This is a genomic window from Phenylobacterium sp., from assembly GCF_022402485.1.
GTDB lineage: Bacteria > Pseudomonadota > Alphaproteobacteria > Caulobacterales > Caulobacteraceae > Phenylobacterium.
In genome coordinates, this window is sequence record NZ_JAKRSA010000028.1 from 87,398 (window position 1) to 109,237 (window position 21,840).

At 65.6% G+C, this 21,840-nt stretch carries 20 protein-coding genes and 1 tRNA gene; 10 read left to right on the forward strand and 11 right to left on the reverse strand.

Annotated elements, in window-relative coordinates; translation table 11 throughout:
- The first annotated feature begins 75 nt into the window (after window positions 1-75).
- Entirely contained in the window at window positions 76-1,881 is a 1,806-nt protein-coding gene (lepA, locus tag MH112_RS11825) for a translation elongation factor 4 (protein ID WP_296567999.1), read from the forward strand.
- 12 nt (window positions 1,882-1,893) lie between these two features.
- On the opposite strand, the gene MH112_RS11830 is transcribed toward lepA, so the two are convergent.
- Both MH112_RS11830 and MH112_RS11835 read right to left on the reverse strand, forming a co-directional pair.
- Window positions 1,894-3,171 (reverse strand): sulfatase, encoded by a 1,278-nt coding sequence (locus MH112_RS11830; RefSeq protein ID WP_296568001.1) that lies wholly within the window; start codon window positions 3,169-3,171, stop codon window positions 1,894-1,896.
- Window positions 3,172-3,288: 117 nt separating this feature from the next.
- Entirely contained in the window at window positions 3,289-4,182 is an 894-nt protein-coding gene (locus MH112_RS11835; protein ID WP_296568002.1) for a phytanoyl-CoA dioxygenase family protein, read from the reverse strand.
- Window positions 4,183-4,351: 169 nt separating this feature from the next.
- On the opposite strand from MH112_RS11835, the gene MH112_RS11840 reads away from it, so the two are divergent.
- From MH112_RS11840 to MH112_RS11855, 4 genes are all read left to right on the forward strand, one after another.
- Entirely contained in the window at window positions 4,352-4,537 is a 186-nt protein-coding gene (locus tag MH112_RS11840; protein ID WP_296568004.1) for a YegP family protein, read from the forward strand.
- A 243-nt stretch (window positions 4,538-4,780) separates the two neighbouring features.
- Window positions 4,781-5,194, forward strand: a complete 414-nt coding sequence (locus MH112_RS11845) for a DUF983 domain-containing protein (RefSeq protein ID WP_296568006.1) — start codon at window positions 4,781-4,783, stop codon at window positions 5,192-5,194.
- A 98-nt stretch (window positions 5,195-5,292) separates the two neighbouring features.
- Window positions 5,293-5,451 carry a DUF3309 family protein gene (locus tag MH112_RS11850; protein WP_296568008.1) on the forward strand — a complete coding sequence of 53 codons (159 nt, stop codon included), beginning with the start codon at window positions 5,293-5,295 and terminating at the stop codon, window positions 5,449-5,451.
- A gap of 124 nt (window positions 5,452-5,575) precedes the next feature.
- Window positions 5,576-6,331, forward strand: coding sequence for a DUF599 family protein (locus MH112_RS11855; protein WP_296568010.1), 756 nt, complete (start codon window positions 5,576-5,578; stop codon window positions 6,329-6,331).
- Between the two features lie 32 nt (window positions 6,332-6,363).
- On the opposite strand, the gene MH112_RS11860 is transcribed toward MH112_RS11855, so the two are convergent.
- From MH112_RS11860 to msrA, 3 genes are all read right to left on the reverse strand, one after another.
- Complete coding sequence (locus MH112_RS11860) at window positions 6,364-6,735, reverse strand: DoxX family membrane protein (protein ID WP_296568012.1); 372 nt, start codon at window positions 6,733-6,735, stop codon at window positions 6,364-6,366.
- Window positions 6,736-6,923: 188 nt separating this feature from the next.
- A complete protein-coding gene (locus tag MH112_RS11865; RefSeq protein ID WP_296568013.1) occupies window positions 6,924-7,271 on the reverse strand; it encodes an MmcQ/YjbR family DNA-binding protein in 348 nt (115 codons plus the stop codon).
- Entirely contained in the window at window positions 7,268-7,918 is a 651-nt protein-coding gene (gene msrA, locus MH112_RS11870; RefSeq protein ID WP_296568015.1) for a peptide-methionine (S)-S-oxide reductase MsrA, read from the reverse strand. Before msrA ends, MH112_RS11865 begins: the two co-directional genes overlap by 4 nt.
- Window positions 7,919-8,055: 137 nt before the next feature.
- Here msrA and MH112_RS11875 point away from each other — a divergent pair.
- Window positions 8,056-8,145, forward strand: a tRNA-Ser gene (locus MH112_RS11875).
- Between the two features lie 261 nt (window positions 8,146-8,406).
- Here the strand turns inward: MH112_RS11875 and MH112_RS11880 are convergent.
- The 4 genes from MH112_RS11880 to MH112_RS11895 form a co-directional block, all read right to left on the reverse strand.
- A complete protein-coding gene (locus tag MH112_RS11880) occupies window positions 8,407-9,828 on the reverse strand; it encodes an MFS transporter (RefSeq protein ID WP_296568017.1) in 1,422 nt (473 codons plus the stop codon).
- A 247-nt stretch (window positions 9,829-10,075) separates the two neighbouring features.
- Window positions 10,076-12,316: a TonB-dependent receptor gene (locus tag MH112_RS11885; RefSeq protein WP_296568019.1), complete on the reverse strand. Its 2,241-nt coding sequence runs from the start codon at window positions 12,314-12,316 to the stop codon at window positions 10,076-10,078.
- A gap of 111 nt (window positions 12,317-12,427) precedes the next feature.
- A complete protein-coding gene (locus tag MH112_RS11890) occupies window positions 12,428-13,237 on the reverse strand; it encodes a bacteriorhodopsin-like (protein ID WP_296568021.1) in 810 nt (269 codons plus the stop codon).
- Window positions 13,238-13,788: 551 nt separating this feature from the next.
- The gene (locus MH112_RS11895; RefSeq protein ID WP_296568023.1) at window positions 13,789-14,871 is read right to left on the reverse strand and encodes a M14 family metallopeptidase; all 1,083 of its coding nucleotides are present in this window, start codon (window positions 14,869-14,871) and stop codon (window positions 13,789-13,791) included.
- Between the two features lie 191 nt (window positions 14,872-15,062).
- On the opposite strand from MH112_RS11895, the gene MH112_RS11900 reads away from it, so the two are divergent.
- Window positions 15,063-15,914 carry an alpha/beta hydrolase gene (locus MH112_RS11900; protein WP_296568025.1) on the forward strand — a complete coding sequence of 284 codons (852 nt, stop codon included), beginning with the start codon at window positions 15,063-15,065 and terminating at the stop codon, window positions 15,912-15,914.
- Between the two features lie 36 nt (window positions 15,915-15,950).
- Here MH112_RS11900 and MH112_RS11905 read toward each other — a convergent pair whose 3' ends face one another.
- Together MH112_RS11905 and MH112_RS11910 are read right to left on the reverse strand one after the other, a co-directional pair.
- Entirely contained in the window at window positions 15,951-16,793 is an 843-nt protein-coding gene (locus MH112_RS11905; RefSeq protein ID WP_296568027.1) for a hypothetical protein, read from the reverse strand.
- Window positions 16,794-16,864: 71 nt separating this feature from the next.
- Window positions 16,865-17,575, reverse strand: coding sequence for an arylesterase (locus MH112_RS11910; RefSeq protein ID WP_296568029.1), 711 nt, complete (start codon window positions 17,573-17,575; stop codon window positions 16,865-16,867).
- Window positions 17,576-17,642: 67 nt separating this feature from the next.
- Between MH112_RS11910 and MH112_RS11915 the strand changes: the two genes are divergently transcribed.
- The 3 genes from MH112_RS11915 to MH112_RS11925 are packed head-to-tail and all read left to right on the forward strand — an operon-like array spanning window position 17,643 to window position 21,818.
- Window positions 17,643-18,338 carry an ABC transporter ATP-binding protein gene (locus tag MH112_RS11915; RefSeq protein WP_296568031.1) on the forward strand — a complete coding sequence of 232 codons (696 nt, stop codon included), beginning with the start codon at window positions 17,643-17,645 and terminating at the stop codon, window positions 18,336-18,338.
- The gene (locus MH112_RS11920; protein WP_296568033.1) at window positions 18,335-20,851 is read left to right on the forward strand and encodes an FtsX-like permease family protein; all 2,517 of its coding nucleotides are present in this window, start codon (window positions 18,335-18,337) and stop codon (window positions 20,849-20,851) included. The genes MH112_RS11915 and MH112_RS11920 overlap by 4 nt, the downstream gene beginning before the upstream one ends.
- 28 nt (window positions 20,852-20,879) lie before the next feature.
- Entirely contained in the window at window positions 20,880-21,818 is a 939-nt protein-coding gene (locus MH112_RS11925) for an FAD-dependent oxidoreductase (protein WP_296568035.1), read from the forward strand.
- The last annotated feature ends 22 nt before the right edge of the window (window positions 21,819-21,840 follow it).

Below are 21,840 nucleotides of genomic sequence, written 5' to 3' on the forward strand. Positions count from 1 at the left end.
CCCAGAGCGTCGGTATGGGCGACTGAGGCCCTTCGACCCCTCGCAGAATTTCTCAGGTGTGCTAGAGGCGGGGCCATGTCGACCCCGCTCTCGCGCATCCGCAACTTCTCCATCGTGGCTCACATCGACCACGGCAAATCCACCCTGTCCGACCGGCTCATCCAGGAGACCGGCGGCCTCACCCAGCGTGAGATGAAGGAGCAGGTGCTCGACTCCATGGAGATCGAGCGCGAGCGCGGCATCACCATCAAGGCTCAGACGGTGCGTCTGAACTACAAGGCCAAGGACGGGGAGACCTATGTCCTGAACCTGATGGACACCCCTGGCCATGTGGACTTCGCCTATGAGGTCAGCCGTTCCCTGGCCGCCTGCGAGGGCTCCATCCTGGTGGTGGACTCCAGCCAGGGCGTGGAGGCGCAGACCCTGGCCAATGTCTATCAGGCCATCGACAACAACCACGAGATCGTGCCGGTCCTGAACAAGATCGACCTGCCGGCCGCCGAGCCCGAGCGGGTGCGCGAGCAGATCGAGGACGTCATCGGCATCGACGCCAGTGAGGCGATCCTCTGTTCGGCCAAGACGGGGGTGGGCATTGCCGATCTGCTGGAGGCTATCGTTACGCGCCTGCCGGCCCCCAAGGGTGACCGCGAGGCGCCGCTCAAGGCCCTGCTGGTCGATGCCTGGTACGACGCCTATCTCGGTGTCATCGTGCTGGTGCGGGTCATCGACGGCACGCTGAAGGCCGGCCAGAAGGTCAAGATGATGCAGAACGGCGCCACCTATCAGGTGGACCGGCTGGGCGTCTTCCTGCCGAAACAGACCGAGACCGAAGAGCTTGGCCCCGGCGAGATCGGCTTCATCACCGCCCAGATCAAGGAAGTGGCCGACGCCGCCGTCGGCGACACCATCACCGACGAAAAGCGCCCCACCGCCCAGGCCCTGACCGGCTTCCGCGAGGCCCAGCCGGTGGTGTTCTGCGGCCTGTTCCCGGTGGACGCCAACGACTTCGAAGACCTGCGCGCGGCCATCGGCCGCCTGCGCCTGAACGACGCCAGCTTCTCTTACGAGATGGAGACCAGTGCTGCGCTGGGTTTTGGTTTCCGCTGTGGGTTCTTAGGTCTGCTGCACCTGGAGATCATCCAGGAGCGGCTGTCCCGCGAGTTCGACCTGGATCTGATCGCGACGGCACCCAGCGTGGTCTATCGCGTGCAGCTGACCAACGGCGAGGAGATCGAGCTCCACAATCCCGCCGACCTGCCTGATCCGGTGCGGATCGACACCATCGCCGAGCCCTGGATCAAGGCGACTATCCTGACCCCTGACGAGCACTTGGGTTCGATCATCAAGCTCTGTCAGGATCGCCGCGGCGAGCAACGGGAACTGTCCTATGTGGGCTCCCGCGCGCTCGTGGTTTACGATCTGCCCCTCAACGAGGTGGTGTTCGACTTCTACGATCGGCTGAAATCCATCTCCAAGGGCTATGCCTCCTTCGACTACCAGATCGAGGAATACCGGGTCGGCGACCTCGTGAAGATGTCGATCCTGGTCAATGCCGAGCCGGTGGACGCGCTGTCCATGCTGGTCCACCGCAACCGCGCCGAGATGCGCGGCAGGGCCATGGTGGAGCGGATGAAGGACCTGATCCCGCCCCACCAGTTCCAGATCCCGATCCAGGCGGCCATCGGCGGCCGGATCATCGCTCGCGAGACCATCCGCGCCCTGCGCAAGGACGTGACCGCCAAGTGCTATGGCGGCGACGCCAGCCGTAAGCGCAAGCTGCTGGACAAGCAGAAGGCCGGCAAGAAGCGCATGCGCCAGTTCGGCAAGGTGGAGATCCCGCAGGAAGCCTTCATCGCCGCCCTGAAGATGGACGCCGATTAGGCGAACCGCCGATCAGTCCTTCCACGTCTCTGCGCTTTCCGGCGCTTTGGCCGGCGGCTTAGCCTCCGCAAAGGGCGCGTACTTGGCGCGGGCCTCGGCGACGCGACGGGCCATGTCCTCGGCCACCTCGGGGTGGCGGGACACCAGGGAATAGGTCTCGCCAGGATCGGTGGTCATGTCGAACAGCAGCGGGTAGCGGTGCTGGTCTAGTGGGATGTCCATGGTCCGGTAGTAGGACCTGGCGACATATTTCCAGCGCGGTGTGCGCACGGCGGCCACGTGCAGGTTGTCGAACAGGATCACCTGGTCGTGGGGCGAGGACTCGCCGCGGGTCAGCACACCTGAGAGGTCCGCCCCGTCGATCCCTTCGGCTGGCGCCTCGACCCCGGCCATGGCCGCGATGGTCGGCAGCAGATCAAGGTTGCTGGCCAGGGCGTCAGAGACTGTCCCTGCGGGAATCGTTCCCGGCTTCCAGGCGATGAACGGCACCCGGTAGCCCCCCTCCCACGCCGCGCCGCCCTTGCGGTCCCGGTAGGGGCCCGACGAGCCCTCGAACCACGGGCCATTGTCGGAGGTAAAGACCACCAGGGTGTCTTCCGCCAGACCCAGGGCCTCCAGCTTGCGCAGCAGGCGGCCCACCTGGGCGTCCACCTCCTCTACGACCTCGCCATAGTCGCCGGCCGGCGAGCCCATAGGATCATCGGGATTGGGGCGCAGGGGGACGTGCGGGGCGGTCAAGGCCAGCAGGATGAAGAAGGGCTCGTCCTTGTGGGCTTCGACGAAGGCGGTGGTCTCATCGAAGAAGTGCTCTGTGAGCTTGGCAAAGTCAGCCTTGGACTCGCTCATCTCGGCCTCACCCACACCGTCAAACAGGGTGAGCGGGCGCATGTCATGGCTATAGGCCAGGCCCATGAAGCGGTCGAAGCCGAACCGCTGCGGCGGCCAGTGCGGCGAGACATGCCCTAGGTGCCACTTGCCGATCAGGGCGGTGGCGTAGTCGGGCTTCAGCAGGCGCGGAATGGTCGGGGCCTCGGGCGGCAGGCCATTGGTGTCGGCCGGCTGGATCACTTCGCGGGCCAGGCCGTGGCGGATGGCGTAGCCGCCGGTGAGCAGGCCGGCCCGGGACGGGGTGCAGACATTGGCCGAGGCGTAAAAGTCGGTGAGCCGCGCGCCTTCGGCTGCCATCCGGTCAAGCTGCGGTGTCCGGATCAGGGTCCCGCCATCGCAGCCGATGTCCCCATAGCCGAGGTCGTCGGCCATGATGACGATGAAGTTGGGCTTGCGCGGCATGGGGGTCTCCGGGTGTGACGGGCCCTGGCCTCGGGCCTTGGGCGGAAGATGGGTGGGCACCCCTGACCTATGGCCAGGGACTCACGGTGCAAAGGGCGTCGTCTTGAGGGCTTGGGATCAGCTGCCCCGGATCTGGGCGCCGATGGCTGCCAGATCCTGGGTCGACCCGAAACGGGCACCCTCGGCGTCCCCGCGAAGGGCGAAACTGGGCGGGACCAGTTCTGGACCTTCGCCGGCCCCAAGGGGCGGGGAGTAATAGCCCAGGGCATAGCCCCCCAGGGCGTAGCCCAGCAGATCCTGAAGCTGTGGCGACAGGGTGCGCGCGATCTCCGGCGGACAGGCGAGGTACTGGTTTTCCTCCTGCCGCAGCCAGCCCAGGGCATAGGTCAGGTTCAGCCCCCAGCGGTCTGTCTCGCTGCGGTTGGCCCCACCCCCATGGAAGACGCTGCCGGTATAGACCAGCACCGATCCAGCCTTCATCACCGCCTGGGTGATCTCATGGGGCTCTGCCTTGCGGTCGTCGGGCCAGGCGGTGGAGCCCGGAACCACCTGGGTGGCACCGTTCTCCGCGGTGAAGTCGGTCAGCGCCCATATGGTGTTGAGCTGCGGCTCGATGCCCTTCAGGTGAGCGCCCCACGCCCAGCGGTCCCGATGGATGGGTTGGGCGGCCTGGCCGGGCATGATTCGGATCAGCTGGGTCAGATGCACCTGCCACCGCTCACAGTTGGGCTTGAGCAGGTGTTCACACAGGGCCGCAATGCGGGGATCACAAAGGGCCTGACGCACCGCGGGCGAGCGCGCCACCAGGGCGCCCGTGCGGGTGGTCTTGACCCCGGTGAAGCCGTCCCGGCCAGCCGGGGTGGCCGCCACATAGGGCGAGAGCTCGGCGACCATGTCCGCCACCGCCTGAGGGCTGAGGGCGTCATCGAGAATCAGCGCCCCATCGCGCTCGAGGACGGCGGCCATTTCCTCGGCAGGTCCATCGGCGGGCAGGTGAACAAGCTCGGGCATGGGCGTCTCCCAGGGGCCTGTTGAAGCGCTGCGGAAATCCTCGCCCCTAGCGATTTCCACTGGAGTCTAACAATGCCCAAGGCAGAGCTCGCGTCCAGGGTGGTTGATCACCTTCGCAAGGCGCGGCAACCTTGATCTTCCAGATCACAAACCGCTCCGGGAGGGCGACATGGCGTACAAGTTTGAAATCTTCAAAGACAAGGCCGGCGAGTTCCGGGTCCGGTTCCGCGCCTCCAACGGCGAGGTCATGTTTTCCTCGGAAGGCTACTCAGCCAAGGCCAGCGCCAAGAACATGATCGAGTCGATCAAGAAGAACGCCCCCGACGCCGACGTGGTGGACGAGAGCGCCGGCTAGATCCTGCCTACACCCTGTGAAGTCCGTTCAGCGGTAAGACAGGACGAATTCAGGGGTTTGCTGTCCATGGTCAGGGCGAACTGACGCCTTGGCTGTGGACAGACCTCTGGAGCATGAGGGGGCCGCGTCCGATTTGGCCCAGATAACCGCCAATTGAGCGTCATCGCGGGTTTGGCAAGGAAATCACCCCCTCATTGGTCAGTGGCCCTTTCGCAGGTGGCGGGACGGTCGCATATGCAGAGCATGAACACGTCCCCCCGCCCTGGATTTCTCGCCGCCCTCACCCGGGGCTTCAAAGGGCACTGCCCGGCTTGCGGCGAGGGCAAGCTGTACTGGCGCTATCTGAAAGTTGAGCCTGCGTGCGGCGCCTGCGGCCACGATCTGGCTCAGTATCCCGCCGATGATGGCCCGGCCTATTTCACCATCCTGATCGTCGGCCACCTGATCGTCGCTCCGCTGCTGCTCTTTCCCTTCATCTGGCAGGCACCGGTGGTGCTGGTCCTGGTCTCCACCCTGCTGCCCCTGACCGTAGCGACCCTCGTTCTGCTGCCCCTGATCAAGGGGGCGTTTATCGGCGCCCTTTATGCGCTCCGGATCAAGGCGCAGGATGGGGCGCTGCACACCGCCGATCCCGCCGACCGGTCACCTCAGCCCTGAGGCCGTCAAAGGGCCTTGTCTGGAACCTTGACCGCACAATCTCGTTTCCTTTGCCCTGAGCGCCCGTTGGGGTGCGTTCCTGAGGCGGGAAGACTCACATGTCCCTTGGCACAATCCTTTTGATCATCCTGATCATCGCCCTTGTGGGCACCCTGCCCACCTGGGGCCATTCCCGTAGCTGGGGCTACTTCCCCTCCGGTGGCCTGGGCCTGATTCTGCTGATCGTGTTGATTCTGGTCCTGATGGGTCGGATTTAGCGGCCCCGCCGAGCTGGAGGGGATCGGTGGCCTCCTAAAACAGCCTTTAATTCATGAGCTTAGAGCGCTTCCCGACCCGATGTCGGCTTCGCAATGGGCGGGAAATGCTCTAGGGTCCCTGGCTATGCTCGGCTTGCCGCTCTCGCCCCTGGACACCGTCGCCCTGGTCATCTTCGCCGTGGCCTGGCTGGCCTATGAACCCCTGGTCAAGGCGGCCCTCGGCCGTCGGCACATGATCAATCTCGACATGGCCGTGATCCGGTCTGGGTGGATGGCGGCCATGGCCCGGCGTGACAGCCGCCTGATGGACAGCCAGTTGCTGGGCCATACCATCAACTCAGCGTCCTTCTTCGCCTCGTCCAACCTGATCCTGATCGCAGGGGCGTCAGGGGTGCTGTTTGGCGGGGAGTCAGCCTTTCGCAGCGCCTCCAGTCTCATTGTGATCGAGACCTCGACCCGACTGCTGTTTGAGGTGCAGGTGGCTCTGGTGCTGATCACCCTGGCTCGGGGGCTTCTGGATTTCATCTGGTCGATCCGCCAGCTCAACTACACCATCGCCGTGGTGGGCGCGGCGCCGGACGAGGCCGCAGGAGTGCATCAGGCCTATGGGGCGGCGGCTGGACGGCTGCTCAATCCGGCGCTCTCGGCCTTCAATGCCGGCGTCCGGGGCTATTATTTCGCCTTGGCCGCCGCCAGCTGGGTGTTCGGCGCCACGGCGTTCATCATCGCCACCCTGGGCGCTGTGGCGGTGCTGGTCTGGCGCCAACGGGCCTCGGCCGCTGCCTTGGCCATTGCCGAGATCCGCGAGGTGCTGGAGCGCACACCGCCGGTAGAAACCCCGACCTCGGCCAAGTCCCCTGACGAGATTCCTTCGGCTTGATGGCTGGTTCTGTTGCCGGGTCCGGACCGGGCTCAGCGGCCGACGAGCAGGGCCCTAAGATTGAAGGGGCCAGGCCCCCTGGCCAGCATGTCGAGGCCGATCAGAACCAGCAGGATGGCCGGCAGAGCCCCCTCCAGGCCCTCTAAGGGATACATGGTGCTGGCCGTGATGGAGAACATCACCGCGCAGACCAGTCCCGCCCACCTGGTCAAAAGCCCTGCGATGAACGCCAGGCCGCAGGCCATCTGCGCATAGACAGCGATGGGGGCCGCCAGGCCTGGCCATGGGGCGTCACGGCTCGCCAGCCCCTCGGTCAGGGCCGCCATGGCGGCGGGCAAGGTGACCATACCCCAGACACCCCACAGCAGAAACGTCCCCACCACCAGACGGGTCAGCAACCGCACCCAGGGGTCGATCCATCCCAGCCAGGACAGGTTCAGCCACCGGGGCCAGGGCGGCGTCCAGGGGGCAGACGGCGGGCGAGCAAGCCTTCGTGGCCTAACCACGACCGGGCCTGCGTCTCATGATTGCCGGTTGAGGTTCCACACGCGAAGGTACGCATTTTCCACCGCCGGTGACGAGGGTCTTGTGGTCAAGCCTGCGTGAGGTTGAGGCCTTGCCGCTGGGCGCGGGTCAGCTTGGCGCAGACCAGGGCGTGAGCCTGGGACAGCCAGTGGGCCACCTCGTCCGGGTCGAGATCCGCAAGATCATCGAACCTGACCCAACTGGCCCGGGCCAGATAGGGGGCGGGCCGCGCGCGCCCGCTCTCGATCAGGGCCGCATAGGCGATCTCTGAGGCCTTGAAAGACAGGCCCCCGTCGGTGGTGACGATAGCGAAAATCTTGCCGCCCACCTTAGCCACCTGGGCGTCGCCCCATTGGACGCTCAGCGTCGCCGCCGGCAGGGCGAGGGCCTGCACCAGGGCGTCCTGAGGGCTCACGCCTCGACGCCGGTCCCGATGGGGCAGGTCACGCCGGTGCCGCCGATGCCGCAATAGCCGCCGGGATTCTTGGCCAGGTACTGCTGGTGATAGTCCTCGGCGAAAAAGAAGGGGCCGGCCTCGACGATCTCGCTGGTGATCGGTCCCAGGCCCCTGGCCGACAGGGCCTGCTGATAGAGGGCCTTGGTGGCCTGCGCAGCGGCGCCTTGCCCCGCGTCGGCCACATAGACGCCAGACCGGTACTGGGTGCCGATGTCGCCGCCTTGGCGCATGCCCTGGGTCGGGTCGTGGCCCTCCCAGAACACTTTCAGCAATTGCTCATAGGTCACCACCTTGGGGTCATAGACCACCAGCACTGCCTCAGTGTGGCCGGTGCGGCCGCTGCAGACCTCCTCATAGGTGGGATTGGGGGTGAAGCCGTTCACATAGCCCACCGCCGTGACGTGCACGCCGGGGATCTGCCAGAACAGGCGCTCGACCCCCCAGAAGCAGCCCATGGCGAAAACGGCGGTCTCTGCCCCTTCGGGGTAGGGTCCCTTGAGGGGCTGGCCGTTGACGAAATGGACCTCGGCGGTAGGCATCGACTGGGTACGGCCGGGCAGGGCGGTCTGCGCCGTGGGCATCTCGGCGGGCTTGCGGAACAACATGGCGACCTCAGACGGATGGGAACGATTGTGACCTAAGAGATAGGACGCCGCAGGCCAGACGAACAGGGCCGCTTGCCCCCGGCGCTCACCTCGCTATATAGACCCCCTTCCGCCGGGGGCCCGCCCCCGAACGGTGTGGTGAGGTGGCCGAGTGGTTGAAGGCGCACGCCTGGAACGCGTGTATAGGGGAAACTCTATCGAGGGTTCGAATCCCTCTCTCACCGCCACGAACTCAGAGACAGTCTGAATGTCTGAGGGTCGAAGGCAGGAGCCGTCCAGCTCTGAGCCTATGGCGATCCCAACGGCCCCCTACCATTGAGCATGACCGCCTGGCCTGCTGGGGGCTTGGCGGACGCAAGCCAATCATTCCCCCAGTTCGCCGCCTGACGCAGAGCCGTGGCGATAAGCAGTCTCGGCACCACATGCGATAGCGGAGGGTGCCGGACCGTGCCGCCGGCACCCTTGAGGTCAAGATGGCGCGACGGCCCTCACCGCTGCCCTGCCGGGCCGAGGTCAACGCCGGTGAGGGCCTCGGCGGCTGCGCCGGGGTCGGTCTCGCTGACATCGAGGAGATCGAGCTTGTGGCGGATCTCGGCGTGGCGCTCGGCGGTCAGCTTGTAGCCGATGAAGCAGGCACCGGCGGCCATCACGAAGATGATCGGTCCGACAATATAGGCCAGCTCCAGGCCCCGGATCGCCTCAGGCGTGTTGGTGACCCCGGCCCCCACCTGGTATCCGACCAGCGCCAAGACGTTGAAGGTGAGGAAGATCGCGCCGGCCGTAGCCAGTTTCGCCGTGGCGGTCAGGCCGGCATAGATCAGACCCATCCACTCCCGGCCGCTGTCGAGCCGGAGTTCATCGGCGATGTCAGCTGCGATGGCCCGCATCATGACCGTGAATCCAGCGGCCATGGCACCCACCACGAACATGAGCACAGAGAAGATCGGGAAGTCGCCCTTGGGCAGGAATGGCAGACACATCAAGCCGACGGAATAGACGGTGGTCGTTACCAGGAAGGCGATGTGTTTGCTGATCTTGTTGGCGAGCCAGGCGGCAATGGGCGCGCCGGCGAACCCGGCCACGACATAGATCAGCAGCAGCAGGTTGGCAGCCGCCGTGTCAAAGCCCCGGCTGTCCTTGAAGTAGAACAGATAGAGCGCGGCCATCCAGCCAGGCCCGAGGGTGACCATCAGGTCAGCGGCCAGCAGCCGGATCACGTTGCCGCGGGTGAGGAGCTGAGCGTAGTCCTTGAGCGTGAACTTGGCGGGCCTATCCTGGGTGACACGTTCGGACGATGTGAAGACCACCAGCACGCATGTGAACGCCGTACTGGCGATGATGAACCAGATCATCGCCTGGACGCCCTCGGCGTCGGTAAAGCCCTGCTGACTCATGACGATTGGGATCAGCAGGACGGCCATGGCCCCGATGACGCCTAGCCCCGTGATGGCTCCGAAGATCCGGGAGCGTTCCTTATAGGTGGGGGCAAGTCGTCCAGCCCAGGCCAGATGAGAGAGCAGGACGCCGGAATAGCCGAGGTACATTACCAGCAGCCAGAAGCCCAGGTAGAGCGGCCCATCCCCTGTGCCCGTCATCAGCAGCATGAAGAAGCCCAGCATCAGCACGGGCGCGCCGAGCGCCATCCAGACCCGGTAGCGGCCAAAGCGGGTCTTGGTCCGGTCCATCGCCAGGCCCATGGCGGTGTCGATGGGAATATCAATGAACCGGACCAGCGCGAACACGGTGCCCACCAGGGCCAACGACAGGCCGAGTTCAGCTGCGAAATAGCGCGGCAGGTGAACTGTGGCGGCGATGCCGAGCGCGCCGATGGGGACGGCCGCACTGGCGAAGACCAGGGCTCTTGGCAGGGAGATTTGACCGCCCGAAGGGCCGGACTGGGATTGCGACACCTGAACTATTCTCCCCTGGCAATCGCGTCTTTTGATCAGACGCTTCATGCTGGGAGTTAGGCGCGAGCCGGGCCGCGCCCGCAAGGGGATTTCGTTGGTAAGGATGCCATGGCGTGTGGCTCAGCCGCCCTGCATCTTGCCGAAGGGACCTGTCAGGTTCAGGTCTTCGGTCCGCGGCACTCTCCAGCCCCGTCGCCCGATCAGGCTACGAGGGCGTTACCGCCTAAACTTAGTGAGTCCCTCATCGTTATTGGAAAGCAGCTTTCACAGTTATGAGAATAGATCGTGGTGGCGCGTGGGTACGCTGAATGAACCCGTAGTTTGTGATCGCAAGGGCGTCTGAGACCACGGTCTCATCTGTCATGTTGCGCACCGCGAGGGTCGCCGACATGCGAGACTGAGTGTGGCCAAGCGTTAGCGCGGCGTCGACCAGGGTTCTGGCGTCTGATTGCAGCAGCGGGTCATTGGCATTGTTGAAAAAGATCTCGCTGCGGTAGTTCACGCCAAGGTCGGCTCCGAGGGTCCAATCTCTGGAAATGGCCCCTTGCCAGGAGAGGGCTGCGACGGCTGAAAACTCCGGTGACGCGGTCAGTCGATTGCCTGACCTGTTCGCCCCATTGGCGTCCACGAAATAGGTGAACTGGGCGTCTAGCCAAGACGTGCTCAGCCGCAGTTTGGTGTTCCCGGGTAGGGCAGCGCGCAAGGTCAGGTCGATACCCTTCATCTCGGCGTCGGCGCTATCAAGCACCTGGCGGGCCGGGGGCGGGTCCGACCGCAGCGTGAAGTCCTGCAGGTCGGTGTAGTCGTACAGGAAAGCCGCAGCGTTCAGCGAAACGCCTGGCGTAAGTCGCCAAGTTGAACCGGCCTCCCAGGCGGTCACGAACTCCGGGGCCACAGGGCCGATGGTGTCCGTCAGGAAGAGAGCACCCCCATTGAAACTTCCGGACTTGAAACCACGGTTCAGGCTGACATAGGCCACCTGCTGGGGCGCAAGCTCATAGCGCGCGGCAAGGCGCCAGGAGACGGCGTCCTCGGTCTGCTTCCCGCTCCGATTGGGCGACAGGACCGGGTTGGCCGTGATCTCGTGAAAACGGGTCTCGGTCTTGAACGATGTGCGCTCCCGCGTCGCGCGTGCGCCGGCAGTGAGGAACAGGCGGTCGGTGGCGCTGAACTCCGTCTCGCCGAATACCGCGATGGACTGAGTTTCAAGGGTGTAGGCTTGGCTCAGCCGGAACGGCCCAAAAGCGAACAGGAACGGATCATCGATAAACCCAACGCCGGCGGCGCGCAGGGTGCCGAGGGTTGAGAACCGGTTGGTTGTCTTGAGGGTCTCATCGATGCCAAACACCCCAGCCCGCCAGTCGAAGCGGCCATGACGGCCACCCAACAGGAATTCCTGGGTGAAAACGCGGCTCTTGTTGTCGAAGTCGAGCGCGACCAGGTCCAATGGACTTGCGTCGGTATCTTCGCGGACCTCCCGATCGGCCAACCGCAGGGAGGTGATGGATGTCGCTTCGATCGACCCCTTACGTTTCAGGGTCAGGACAACTCCGCCGGTGTCCAGATACTCACGGCTGTCGCGGTCAAAGCCTTCCGAGAAGGGGTCTGAGGTGTAGCGATAGCCCAGCAGATTGAGGCAACCGCCGGTCAGGACCCGCTCGGGGGAGCAGGGGATAAAAGCAGGACCTGCCGGCGGCGGCACGGCAAACCCCTCCGGCGCAAAGAGTCCCAGCCCCTCGTGGGCGGTCATTCCAGAGCGGTCATTTGCATAGTCTAAGAGGAAGCCCGCGCTCCACGGCCCCTCGTGGTCGATCTCGGTTCGAAGGCGGATTGCAAAGGTCTCGATGCCGTTCTCATCTTGCCCGGTCAGGGTGTTGGCGGTGTAGCCATCCGATTTGCGGTAGATGGTGGAGAGTCTGGCGAGCGCCGGTCCGACTTTGCCGCTATCGGCGGCGAGTTCGTAGGTTTGTAGACCAAATGAACCTGCGCCGAGGCTGACTTCCAGGCCTGGTGTCGGGCCTGGCGCTGTAGTTTTGAAAATCAGAGCGCCCCCTGTGGCGTTGCGGCCAAACAGGGTGCCCTGCGGACCCTTCAGGATCTCAGCGCCGGCCAGGTCGAACATGGCGACATTCTGGGCCAGGGGAGACGCGATGTAGCCTTGGTCCAGATAGACGGCGATGCCCGGATTGGCGCTTGGGTTGACGTCGTTTGAGCCAATCCCACGGATGAAGAACTGCGGTGCCGATGAGCCGAAGATCGAGCGCACGGTGAGGCTGGCAGACAGGTCTGCAAGGTCGGAGGCCTGGAAGACACCAGGTGGGTTGAGGCTGGCCTCGTCGAAGGCTTCCACTGATCCCGGGATTTGCTCGACGGGCGTCTCGGAGCGGCGGGCGGTTACGATCACTTCTTCGAGCAAGGGCGCTGGGTTGGCCTGGACGACCTGAGCCGCTTCGACCGGGGCGATCTGCAGAATGAGAGCCAGCATCATGTCGTGGTTTCCAGTTTCACGCAGGCGACAGGGGCAACCAACGGCCAGAACGCCGCCGGAAACTGAAAACGGGCGGCATGAAGCCGCCCGTTCCCGATTTAGATGAGCCTATCAGGCAGGCTGAGCGTCGCTCAACGTGGCGTTTCGGGCGCGCCATTCGGCGCTCTTGGCCGAGGCGATCATGAAGATCAGGACCCCGAACCCTGCTTTCGCAACGATGTCGGCGATGGTGTAGCCCACCTGGACGATCACTGCGGCCTCACCGCTCATCGTGGTGATGTTGGCGTTCTCTGCACCGAACAGAAGCGGTGCAAAATAGACGACCGGGTAGAAGCTCCACGATAGAACCGTGACCCAGATGGCCAGATTGACAAGGCCGCGGGCATTCTCGGGCTGGTTCTTGATCGACTCGCGAAGACCAAAGAACAGCTCATAAAGAATGATCAGGAAGGGGATCATGGACAGACCACCCCAGAGCAGTCGCGTCCCGGCGTCAGTCGCGATTTCACCTGGATAACCCAGGCCCACCATCAGCGCGGCGAGCACGCCAAGCCGCAGGCTTTTGGAGATGGTGGCGGCGCGGGCCAAACCCATCACCAAGATCAGTTCGACCAGAAGCAGCGGCACCGTCAGCAGCCAGTCGACGTAGCGATAGGCGTCATTGAACTTCTCACCAGAGAGCGCGATCGTTCCGGCACCAGCGTCGACGACAAAAGAGCCGCTCCAGCTGCCAAAAATGCGCCAGTAGTGATAAGCGGCAATAAAGGTCACGAGTCCGCTAATAACCAGCGCAGCACGATATTGTGGAGCGACAGTGTCGCGGCTTAGCCAGAAGAATAGCGTGGCTGCCCCCATGGCGGCGATGCCAAATGAGAGCGCGTTGTAAACAAGCTCATATTGGCCTAATGACATGGATTCCATATTTTACCCTCCCTAAGGTCCATTTTTGAGGTGAACCCTAAGTCTGAGGGATGCACCTGGTTTGCACAGTGATCCGGCGAACCAATGCCTGCTGCGCTGCAGCAATTTGCGGTGCAGGAACGTAGATTCCTGAAGTTTGCCAACATTCTGGCAAAGAGAAATCCTAGCCCCGTGGGCGAAAGTGAGAGTAATCGAGTGTATCAGAAAATCAATAGCTCGGGCCTGACTGAGCTATTAAAATGCGAAAATTAGACACGATTTCCTTGAAACACTACCAAAGCGAGCGGCTAGCCGAGGTTTACAAACTCACACTGCAGTCGGTGATCCGAATATTCTACTGATAGAGGAATGCTGGTTTGCAATCTTCCGGGGGGCGAGTGCGTTTGCGGTGCTGCTGCGACCTCAACAATTTGAATTGTTCAAGTCAAACTTCAGCAAACGCCCCGGCTCTGACATCCGCAAGCTGCTGATTAGCAAGATTTTCGTCTAAGAAGCCGAGCGCGTTGAGGAGCGTTAGAGTATGTCAGTCAAGGCAACGGCTAATTGGATGTCTAGATGGCCAGTTCAGCCAGCGCCTGTTTGATGACGGTCAGGGATTGTCCGGCGACCATACCCTTCCAGTCGTCCTGGTCGCCGTAGAAGGCATTGCGGATCTCGGCCTTGATGGCGCGGCCGAGTTCGCTCTGGAGATCCCCATAGGCATGAAGCCAAGCATCGGCCCTGAGCGTGTTGATCACGGTCCTTGAGTCCAGAGTGCCCACCTCCAGGGCCATTCCGGTCACCTCGGCATGGGCCAGCAGAGTCCGCGCGGCCGACAGGCCGTCGCCGACAATGTCGGCTGAGGTCGAGGAGCCACCTGAGGGGGAGGTGATCGCTGCCCCGTACCACTGGCGAGCCCGATCAAACCCAGGGCTTCCTACAGGGTCCAGGACGATGCGCTCGGCATATCCCCACGGCCCGAGGCCTGTGTGGTAGTCGATGATCCCGATGCGGCCTGCGTTTCCAAGGTAGTGCGCAAACAGTGCGGTCTGGGTCTGACGCGACCAGGTGGGGGCGACGCCGCCGTAGAATATGCCCTGAGGATGGGTGTGCTGCCCCCCTGACACCGCCTGCTGAAGGGCTTTTTCGCCTTTGGCTTCTACGAAGGCGCGCATGGTCTGTGCACTGGCCGCCTGCGTTTTTGGGGACCAGTCGGACGGGCAGAGGGCGTCGGCCAGTTCGCCATAGTGGGGGTTTGAGGGGAGAGGCTGTGAAAAATCGACCCAGTTTCGATTGAGGTCGACATTCTCCTGGGTCACCCGCCGCAGCCAGGCGAACCCATAGGGGTTGATCGCGTGCACCATCATGACTGCCACGTCCTTGGGGCGCTCGCGCATGCCCCCGCGCCGCAGCCAGTCGACCTGGGCCCCAGAGCCACAGAAGCCTTCGATCCCATGGGTGCCGGAGATCAGTACAAGGACAGATTCGGCGTCCCGTGGCCCGAACCACGCCACATCCGTTGCCAGAATGCCTCCATCGGGCCCCGGCTCGGGATGAGCAACGGCGTCAAGCGCTCCTCCAGCCTCGATCGCCGCACTCAGGAACTTGCCCCGAGCCTCCTGGTAATCCGAACTGAAGCTGTCTGCACTGTTCATGGGACTACGCTTTGCCAGCTGCTGAAGGTTGCGCCGTGGACCGGATGTCGTTTGTCGAATGTCGTGTCCGCGGAAGAAAGAAGGTTCTTCGCCAAATCGGGTGATTTTTCTTCCGGGAAGGCCTTGATCTGGGCTGAAGTCAGCTCGGATGGTCCATCGGCGGACCATGGGGCGCGGAGAGGGGAAACGAGATGCGAGTGACCGTCAACGGGGTCAGCCTGTTTGTGGAGGTTTTCGGCCACAAGCTCGCGCCCGACGGACCCCAGGTGATCGAGCGTCCGACCGTCATATTGCTGCACGGAGGGCCTACCGATCATGACCACGTCCGCCGGTCAGCCCATCGCCTGGCTGAGGTCGCTCAGGTGGTCGTCTATGATCATCGCGGCTGTGGACGTAGCGAGCATGGTGACCCGGCGCTCTGGACCCTGGATCAGTGGGGCGATGACGTGCGCGGCTTGTGCGAGGTCCTGGGGATCACCTCACCGATCGTGCTCGGCACGTCGTTCGGCGGCTTCGTGGCCCAGTCCTACGCCATCCGCCATCCGGGGCACGCGGCAAGGCTCGGCTTCCTGGTCACGGGCGCCCGGCAGAACCTGGACTGGTCTGTGGAGGGGTTCCGCAAGCAGGGCGGAGATGAGGCGGCGGCGGCGTTCAGGGCCTTTGGCGAAGACCCGACCCTGGAAACGCTGCCGGTGTATCTGCAGACCTGTAGAGCCGCGTACAATGTTCAGCGGACCGTCGACGCCGCTGCGGCACAGCGCACCCTGGCCAATGTGCCGCTGATTCTTGAGTTTTTCCGGCAGTCCTACCAGACGCCCTTCGACTTCCGCCCGGGTCTTGCGGCCGTGACTGCGCCGGTGCTGATCGTGGGGGGTGATGAAGATCCCATCCTCCCGCCGGCGTTCCAGGACGAGATCGAGGCGGCCCTGATCGCCGCGCCCAAGACCCGGGTGAGGTTCGCCAAGGCCGGCCATCAACTGGATGTGGACGTTCCCGACGCCTATGACGAGGTCCTGCGGCGGTTCGTATTGGGCGAATCCTGAAGGGGTACCTAGGGCCTGACCGCCCACCTCCGCCCTTTACCGGGAGGTCATCTCGCGGAGGTCGAGTTCGGCGGCGATAAAGCCGAAGGCGAAGCGGCTGCGCCCCTGCAGGATCTGTTCGAACACCGCCCGGGCTCGGTCGGTCTCCCCGCAATAGAGATGCCAGTTGCCGACCCCGTAGCCCTGGGTGGCGTAGATGGTCTCCAGGTCGTGGATCACCTGTGACCCCTTGTCCGGCGACAGCAGGTCCTCCGGCGTCAGCTCGCCGCGATACATCCGCAGGCGGCGATAATAGGAAGGACCCTCCACGAAGGCCTCGTCCGCCAGACCCTCAGGAACCTTGGCCAGCACCGCCGCAGCTCCGGCCTCGTCGCCCTTGCGGCGCAAGGTCATGTAGAGCCAGTCGCTACAGGCGGTTTGGCCGTCATAGTCATCGGCCCGCACCCAATTGAGGCATTGGCGATAAGCCGCCTCAGCGGCGTCCCACTCCCGCAGGAGATAGTGCGACAGCGCCAGATGGTACCATGTGTTGAACTGGATGCTGGTCGCGGGCACGGGCAGTTCATTGTCCTGGCCGTCGGGCTCGATCCATTCGGCCATGCCGGCGATCAGCTCCGCCGCCCGCGCCAGATCGGCCTGGCCCTCGGTAAACCGCCGTGTGGAGAGATAGCGGTGCCCCCGCTGGCGCAGCAGCTCATAGGACCCCGGTAACCGCTCAAGCCCCTGGCTGAACACCGAGATGGCCTCCTCGATCCGGTAGCGGAACCCCAGCACCCGGCCATACCAGACGGTGTTTGACAGGGAGGGGTCGGCCTCATATCGCGCCTGGGCGGCCTCGAGGGTGCGGCGGGAACGGTCTCTGATGCTGTCTTCGGTCATGGGGACAATAGGCCGCTCGATCGGCCCGATGGCAACAGGGGTCGGGCCGACGCCGCGTCGAAGCCTCCGCCCTAGGCCCTCCCCAGGGCGGCCGTGACCGCGGGGGCCAGACGTTGGGCGATGACCTTTACGCCCTCGGCATTGGGGTGGATGCCGTCGGGCTGGTTGAGGGCCGGGTCCAGGGCGACCCCGTCCAGCAGGAAGGGATAGAGGGGCACGTCATAGGTCCTGGCCAGGTCGGCGAACACAGCGTCGAAGTCTGCAGCATAACGGCCATAGCTGGGGGGGGCCTGCATGCCGGCCAGCAGGACGGCGATATTGCGGGCCTGCAGGCCCTCGATGATCGCCTGCAGATTGTCCCGCATCCGGGCAGGCTCAATCCCTTGCAGCAGGTCGTTGCCCCCAAGCGCCACGATGCAGAGGTCGGTGTCATCCTGAATGCTGAAGTTCACCCGGGCCAGGGCACCGGCGGTGGTGTCGCCCGACACCCCAGCTGCGCGCACCCGCACGGGGGACCCCGCCGCCACAAGCGCTGCTTCCAACTGAGCAGGCAGGGCGTCCCTGGCCGGCAGGCCAAGGCCGGCGGTGATGGAATCCCCCAGAAGCGCCACCACGGGAAGGTCGACCTCCTCCTGCCGGTTGGGTGCTGGCGGCGGGCCAGCATTGGGGTCTGACGTGGTCTCCACGGTCTCGCTGGGCGCTTGGCCGCAGGCCGAAAGGCCCAGGGCCAGGGCGCCCAGCAAAAGGGTGCGACGGGAAGGTGAGGTTCGGGGTGCGATCATGGCTGTCGTCCCCCATATAGGGCAGCCGGGCGGGTATGAAACGCTTAAGCCCGCGATCGGGAGCCCCATGACCACAAACCCGCCCCTGGCCCTTGAGGCCCTGACCCTCAGCCTGCCCTCTGTGGCGGGACCGGTGAACATCCTGCGCGGCGTCGACCTGACCGTCGCGGCTGGGGAGACCGTGGCGGTGATCGGCCCATCGGGGTCAGGCAAGTCCTCACTGATCTCGGTGGCGGCGGGTCTGGAGACCCCCACCAGCGGAACGGTGCGTCTGTTTGGTCAGGACCTGGGTGCCCTGGACGAGGACGGCCGCGCCCGCCTGCGCAGGGGCCGGGTGGGGCTGGTTTTCCAGAGCTTCCACCTGCTGCCCAACATGACCGCCCGGGAAAATGTCGCCGCCCCTCTGGAGCTGGCCGGTCGGGCCGACGCTATGGCCGAGGCCGAGGCCTGGCTGGACAAGGTCGGCCTTGGGGCGCGGCACACCCACTATCCGCATCAGCTGTCAGGGGGCGAGCAGCAGCGGGTGGCGCTGGCCCGCGCGCTCACCGTGCGGCCGGAGCTCCTGTTCGCTGATGAGCCCACCGGCAATCTGGACGCCGCCAATGGGGCCATGGTCGCCGACCTGATGTTTGACCTGCTGGCTGAAGCCGGTGCGGCGCTGGTCCTGGTGACCCATGATGAGGCCCTGGCCGCCCGGGCTGACCGCATCGTGCGCATGGCCGATGGCCTGATCGTGCCCGCCAGGACCGAGGTGTCCACATGAGGCTCGCCCTGCGGTTTGCCGGGCGTGAGCTGAGGAGCGGGGTCGCGGGCTTCCGCATCTTCCTGGCCTGTTTGGCGCTGGGGGTGGCGGCGATCGCGGCCGCGGGCTCCACCGCCGAGGCCTTCCGTCAGGGGCTGGCCAGCCAGGCCCGGGAGATTCTCGGTGGCGATCTGGTGTTCAGCATCGACCAGCGTCGCTTCACCGAAGCCGAGCGCGCCGTGTTCGGGGCCCTGGGCCCCAGCGCCTATTCCGTCCGCGCCAACGCCATGGCGGAGACCCCGTCCGGGGCCCGCCGGCTGGTGGACGTGCGCGGGGTGGCGCAGACCTATCCCCTGGTGGGCGTGGTCCAGCTGGAGGGGGCCGACAGTCTCGCCCAGGCCCTGGCACCTTCGGGGGGCGTCCCGGGCGCGGCGGTGGAGCAGGCCCTACTGGACCGCCTGAACCTGTCGCTGGGCGACACCTTCACCGTCGGGGGCGCGACCTTGCGGGTCGGCGCCGTTCTGATTTCCGAGCCTGACCGGATCGGCCGGGGTTTTGCGCTGGGGCCCCGGGTGCTCACCGATGTGACTACGGTGGAGGCCGCAGGCCTGCTGGGGACGGGCGGCCTGTTTGGCGAAGCGGTGCGGGTGGTGCTGCCCACTGAGGCTGACCCCAAGGCGGTGATCGAGGAGGTCCGCGAAACCTTCCCTGACGCTGTGTTTGAGGCCCGGGACCGCTCAGAAGCCGCCGCTGGGGCCGGTCGGCTGATCGACCAGCTGGAATACTTCCTAGGGTTTATTGGCCTGGCCTCCCTGGTGGCCGGCGGCCTGGGGGTGGGCGGCGCGGTCTCAGCCTATCTGGAGGGGCGCAAGGCCTCCATCGCTACGCTCAAGGCCCTCGGCGCCGAAGGGGTGCTGATCCGCAACATCTATCTGATCCAGATTGCCGTGCTGGCCCTGATTGGCGTGGCCATTGGCCTGGCCATCGGGGCGGTGACGCCGCTGATCATCGGTGCCCTGGCGGCCGAGCAGTTGCCGGTTCCGGCCCTGTTTGCCGTCTATCCTGAGCCCCTGATCCGGGCCGGGGCCTTTGGCCTGATGGCGGCGACGGCCTTCTCCCTCTGGCCCCTGGCGAGGGCCCGGACCACGCCGCCCTCATCCCTGTTCCGTAAGGAGATGTCGGGCGCCCCGACCCTTGGCTTGGAGACGGCCCTGGCGGGGACCGCCGCGCTGGGGCTTGCGGGCCTGGCCATCCTGACTGCGCCCAGCCGCTGGGCCGCCGCAGGTCTGATCGGTGGGGCAGCCGGCGCGTTTCTGGCACTCAGCCTGCTGGGCCTGGCGGCGGCCTGGGGCTCTGGCAAGGTGCGCGGCCTCGCCCGGGGCGCGGTCCGCTTAGGCCTCGCCAATCTGGCTGGTCCCCGGTCGGCGGCCCGCACGGCCACGCCAGCCATCGGCCTCGGCGTCGCCCTGCTCTCAGCGATCGTGCTGATCCAGTCGAGCCTGTTGGCCCAGGTCAGCGTGGTGGCACCCCGCACCGCGCCGTCCCTCGTCTTCACCGAGATCCCTGGGGACCGGGTCGCAGCCTTCGATACCTTGATCGATCAGGCGCTGAATAATCCGCAGACAGATCGTTATAGCCGTCTGCCCCTGCTGACCGGCCGGATCACTCGCCTCAAGGGCCAGCCGGTGGACATCGAGGCCATCGACCGGGGGGAGCGCTGGGCCTTTGACGAGGACCTGACCCTGTCGGCTTTGGACAGCGCGCCTGACAATTCAAAAGTCACCGCCGGCACCTGGTGGACCCCGGACTATGTCGGTCCGCCCCTGGTGGCCTTCGAGCAGGACGCCGCCAAGGGGGCTGGCCTGAAGGTGGGCGACACCATCACCCTGCAGGTCCTGGGCCGGGAGATCGAGGCGGAGATCGCTGTGCTGCGGGAGGTAGACTGGGGGGGCTTTGGGGCCAATTTCGGCGTCATTCTGAACTCAGGCACCATCGCCGGCGCGAGCCCCCGGCATGTGGCCATCGCCATGGCCAGCCGCGAAGAGGAAGCCGCCATCACCCAGGCGCTGGCCGCCGACTTTGCCGGCGTCAATGTCATCAGCATCCGCGACCAGCTGGAACAGGCCGCGACCCTGTTCGACCGCCTGGCGCTGGCCATCCGGGGCGCTGCGGCGGTGGCGGGTCTGGCTGGGGTTCTGGTCCTGGTCGGGGCCATTGCAGCCGGCGCCCGGTTCCGCGCCCGGGAGGCGGCGACGCTGAAAGTCCTGGGGGGCACGCGGGGCCAGATCGTGACGGCCTATCTGGTGGAGTATGGCCTGGTGGGCGTGATCGCAGGCCTGGCCGGCGCAACCCTGGGCGCAGCCGGCGCCTGGCCGGTGGTGACCCAGGTGTTCAACGCCACCTGGAGCGTCGACTGGCCGGTGATCCTCGGCATCCTTGGTGGCACCACGGGGCTCGGCGTCATCGGCGGGGCCCTCGCGGCCTTTGCCGCCCTGTCGCGCCGTCCCGCCGCCGTCCTGCGTGAAGCCGGGTAAGGCCCAGGACCCATAGAGAGAGACTGAGATGAAGATCGCCATCATCGGGGCCGGCATGGCGGGTCTCGCCTGCGCCGAGGCGCTGAGCGCGGCTGGCCACAGGGTCCAGGTGCTCGACAAGGGCCGGGGGCCCGGCGGGCGCATGTCCACCCGCCGCACGACCACCGAGGCCGGCGAGGTCAGCTTCGACCATGGGGCACAGTTCTTCACCGTCCGCGACCCCGCCTTTGCTGCTCGCACTCAGGCCTGGGTGGCCGACGGCGTGGCTGCGCCCTGGCCCGACGCCGGCCCTGAGGCCCTGGTGGGGGTTCCGGGCATGAACGCGCCGATCCGCGCCATGGCCCAGGCCCTGGACGTCACCTGGCAGGCGCGCGTGGATGAGGTCGTGCGGGAGGGGGCCGGCTGGCACCTCAGCGGGGAGGGGTTTGAAGCCCTGAGCGCCGATATCTTGGTGGTGGCCACGCCCAGCGAACAGGCCGCCATCCTGCTGGCCACGGTCGCGCCGGACATGGCGGCAAAGGCCGCCGCCGTGATCTCAGACCCCTGCTGGACGGTGATGGCGGCCTTTGCTGAGCCCTTGGGCCTTTCCGACGATGTGCTGCGCGAGGCCGGCCCGCTCTCCTGGGTGGCCCGCAACAGCGCCAAGCCCGGCCGGGACGGCCCCGAAGCCTTCGTGCTGCAGGCCTCGCCCGACTGGTCGCGGACCCATCTGGAGGATGCCGCCGACGCCGTGGCTAACGCCCTCTTGGCGCACCTGCAGGCCGCCAATGGAGGAGCGCTCCCGCCCGTCCTGTCGCTCCAGGCCCACCGCTGGCGCTATGCCCGCACCCCGGCCACGGGCGGGCCGCCCCTGTGGTCACAGGCTGATCAGATCGGCGCCTGTGGGGATTGGCTGGGGGGCGCGCGGATCGAGGCCGCCTGGCGCTCGGGCCACGACCTCGCCGCCGCTATCCTGGCCGCGCGCTGAGGCGCGCCGCGGCCAGGACCTT

What these genes read in the sequence shown, in the direction of transcription:
- MH112_RS11885 (WP_296568019.1), bottom strand. Translation starts at nt 12,316, where the DNA reads ATGATGCTGGCTCTCATTCTGCAGATCGCCCCGGTCGAAGCGGCTCAG.
- MH112_RS11850 (WP_296568008.1), top strand. Translation starts at nt 5,293, where the DNA reads ATGTCCCTTGGCACAATCCTTTTGATCATCCTGATCATCGCCCTTGTG.
- MH112_RS11925 (WP_296568035.1), top strand. Translation starts at nt 20,880, where the DNA reads ATGAAGATCGCCATCATCGGGGCCGGCATGGCGGGTCTCGCCTGCGCC.
- MH112_RS11890 (WP_296568021.1), bottom strand. Translation starts at nt 13,237, where the DNA reads ATGGAATCCATGTCATTAGGCCAATATGAGCTTGTTTACAACGCGCTC.
- MH112_RS11845 (WP_296568006.1), top strand. Translation starts at nt 4,781, where the DNA reads ATGAACACGTCCCCCCGCCCTGGATTTCTCGCCGCCCTCACCCGGGGC.
- MH112_RS11855 (WP_296568010.1), top strand. Translation starts at nt 5,576, where the DNA reads ATGCTCGGCTTGCCGCTCTCGCCCCTGGACACCGTCGCCCTGGTCATC.
- MH112_RS11915 (WP_296568031.1), top strand. Translation starts at nt 17,643, where the DNA reads ATGACCACAAACCCGCCCCTGGCCCTTGAGGCCCTGACCCTCAGCCTG.
- MH112_RS11830 (WP_296568001.1), bottom strand. Translation starts at nt 3,171, where the DNA reads ATGCCGCGCAAGCCCAACTTCATCGTCATCATGGCCGACGACCTCGGC.
- MH112_RS11900 (WP_296568025.1), top strand. Translation starts at nt 15,063, where the DNA reads ATGCGAGTGACCGTCAACGGGGTCAGCCTGTTTGTGGAGGTTTTCGGC.
- MH112_RS11905 (WP_296568027.1), bottom strand. Translation starts at nt 16,793, where the DNA reads ATGACCGAAGACAGCATCAGAGACCGTTCCCGCCGCACCCTCGAGGCC.
- msrA (WP_296568015.1), bottom strand. Translation starts at nt 7,918, where the DNA reads ATGTTGTTCCGCAAGCCCGCCGAGATGCCCACGGCGCAGACCGCCCTG.
- lepA (WP_296567999.1), top strand. Translation starts at nt 76, where the DNA reads ATGTCGACCCCGCTCTCGCGCATCCGCAACTTCTCCATCGTGGCTCAC.
- MH112_RS11840 (WP_296568004.1), top strand. Translation starts at nt 4,352, where the DNA reads ATGGCGTACAAGTTTGAAATCTTCAAAGACAAGGCCGGCGAGTTCCGG.
- MH112_RS11835 (WP_296568002.1), bottom strand. Translation starts at nt 4,182, where the DNA reads ATGCCCGAGCTTGTTCACCTGCCCGCCGATGGACCTGCCGAGGAAATG.
- MH112_RS11895 (WP_296568023.1), bottom strand. Translation starts at nt 14,871, where the DNA reads ATGAACAGTGCAGACAGCTTCAGTTCGGATTACCAGGAGGCTCGGGGC.
- MH112_RS11910 (WP_296568029.1), bottom strand. Translation starts at nt 17,575, where the DNA reads ATGATCGCACCCCGAACCTCACCTTCCCGTCGCACCCTTTTGCTGGGC.
- MH112_RS11920 (WP_296568033.1), top strand. Translation starts at nt 18,335, where the DNA reads ATGAGGCTCGCCCTGCGGTTTGCCGGGCGTGAGCTGAGGAGCGGGGTC.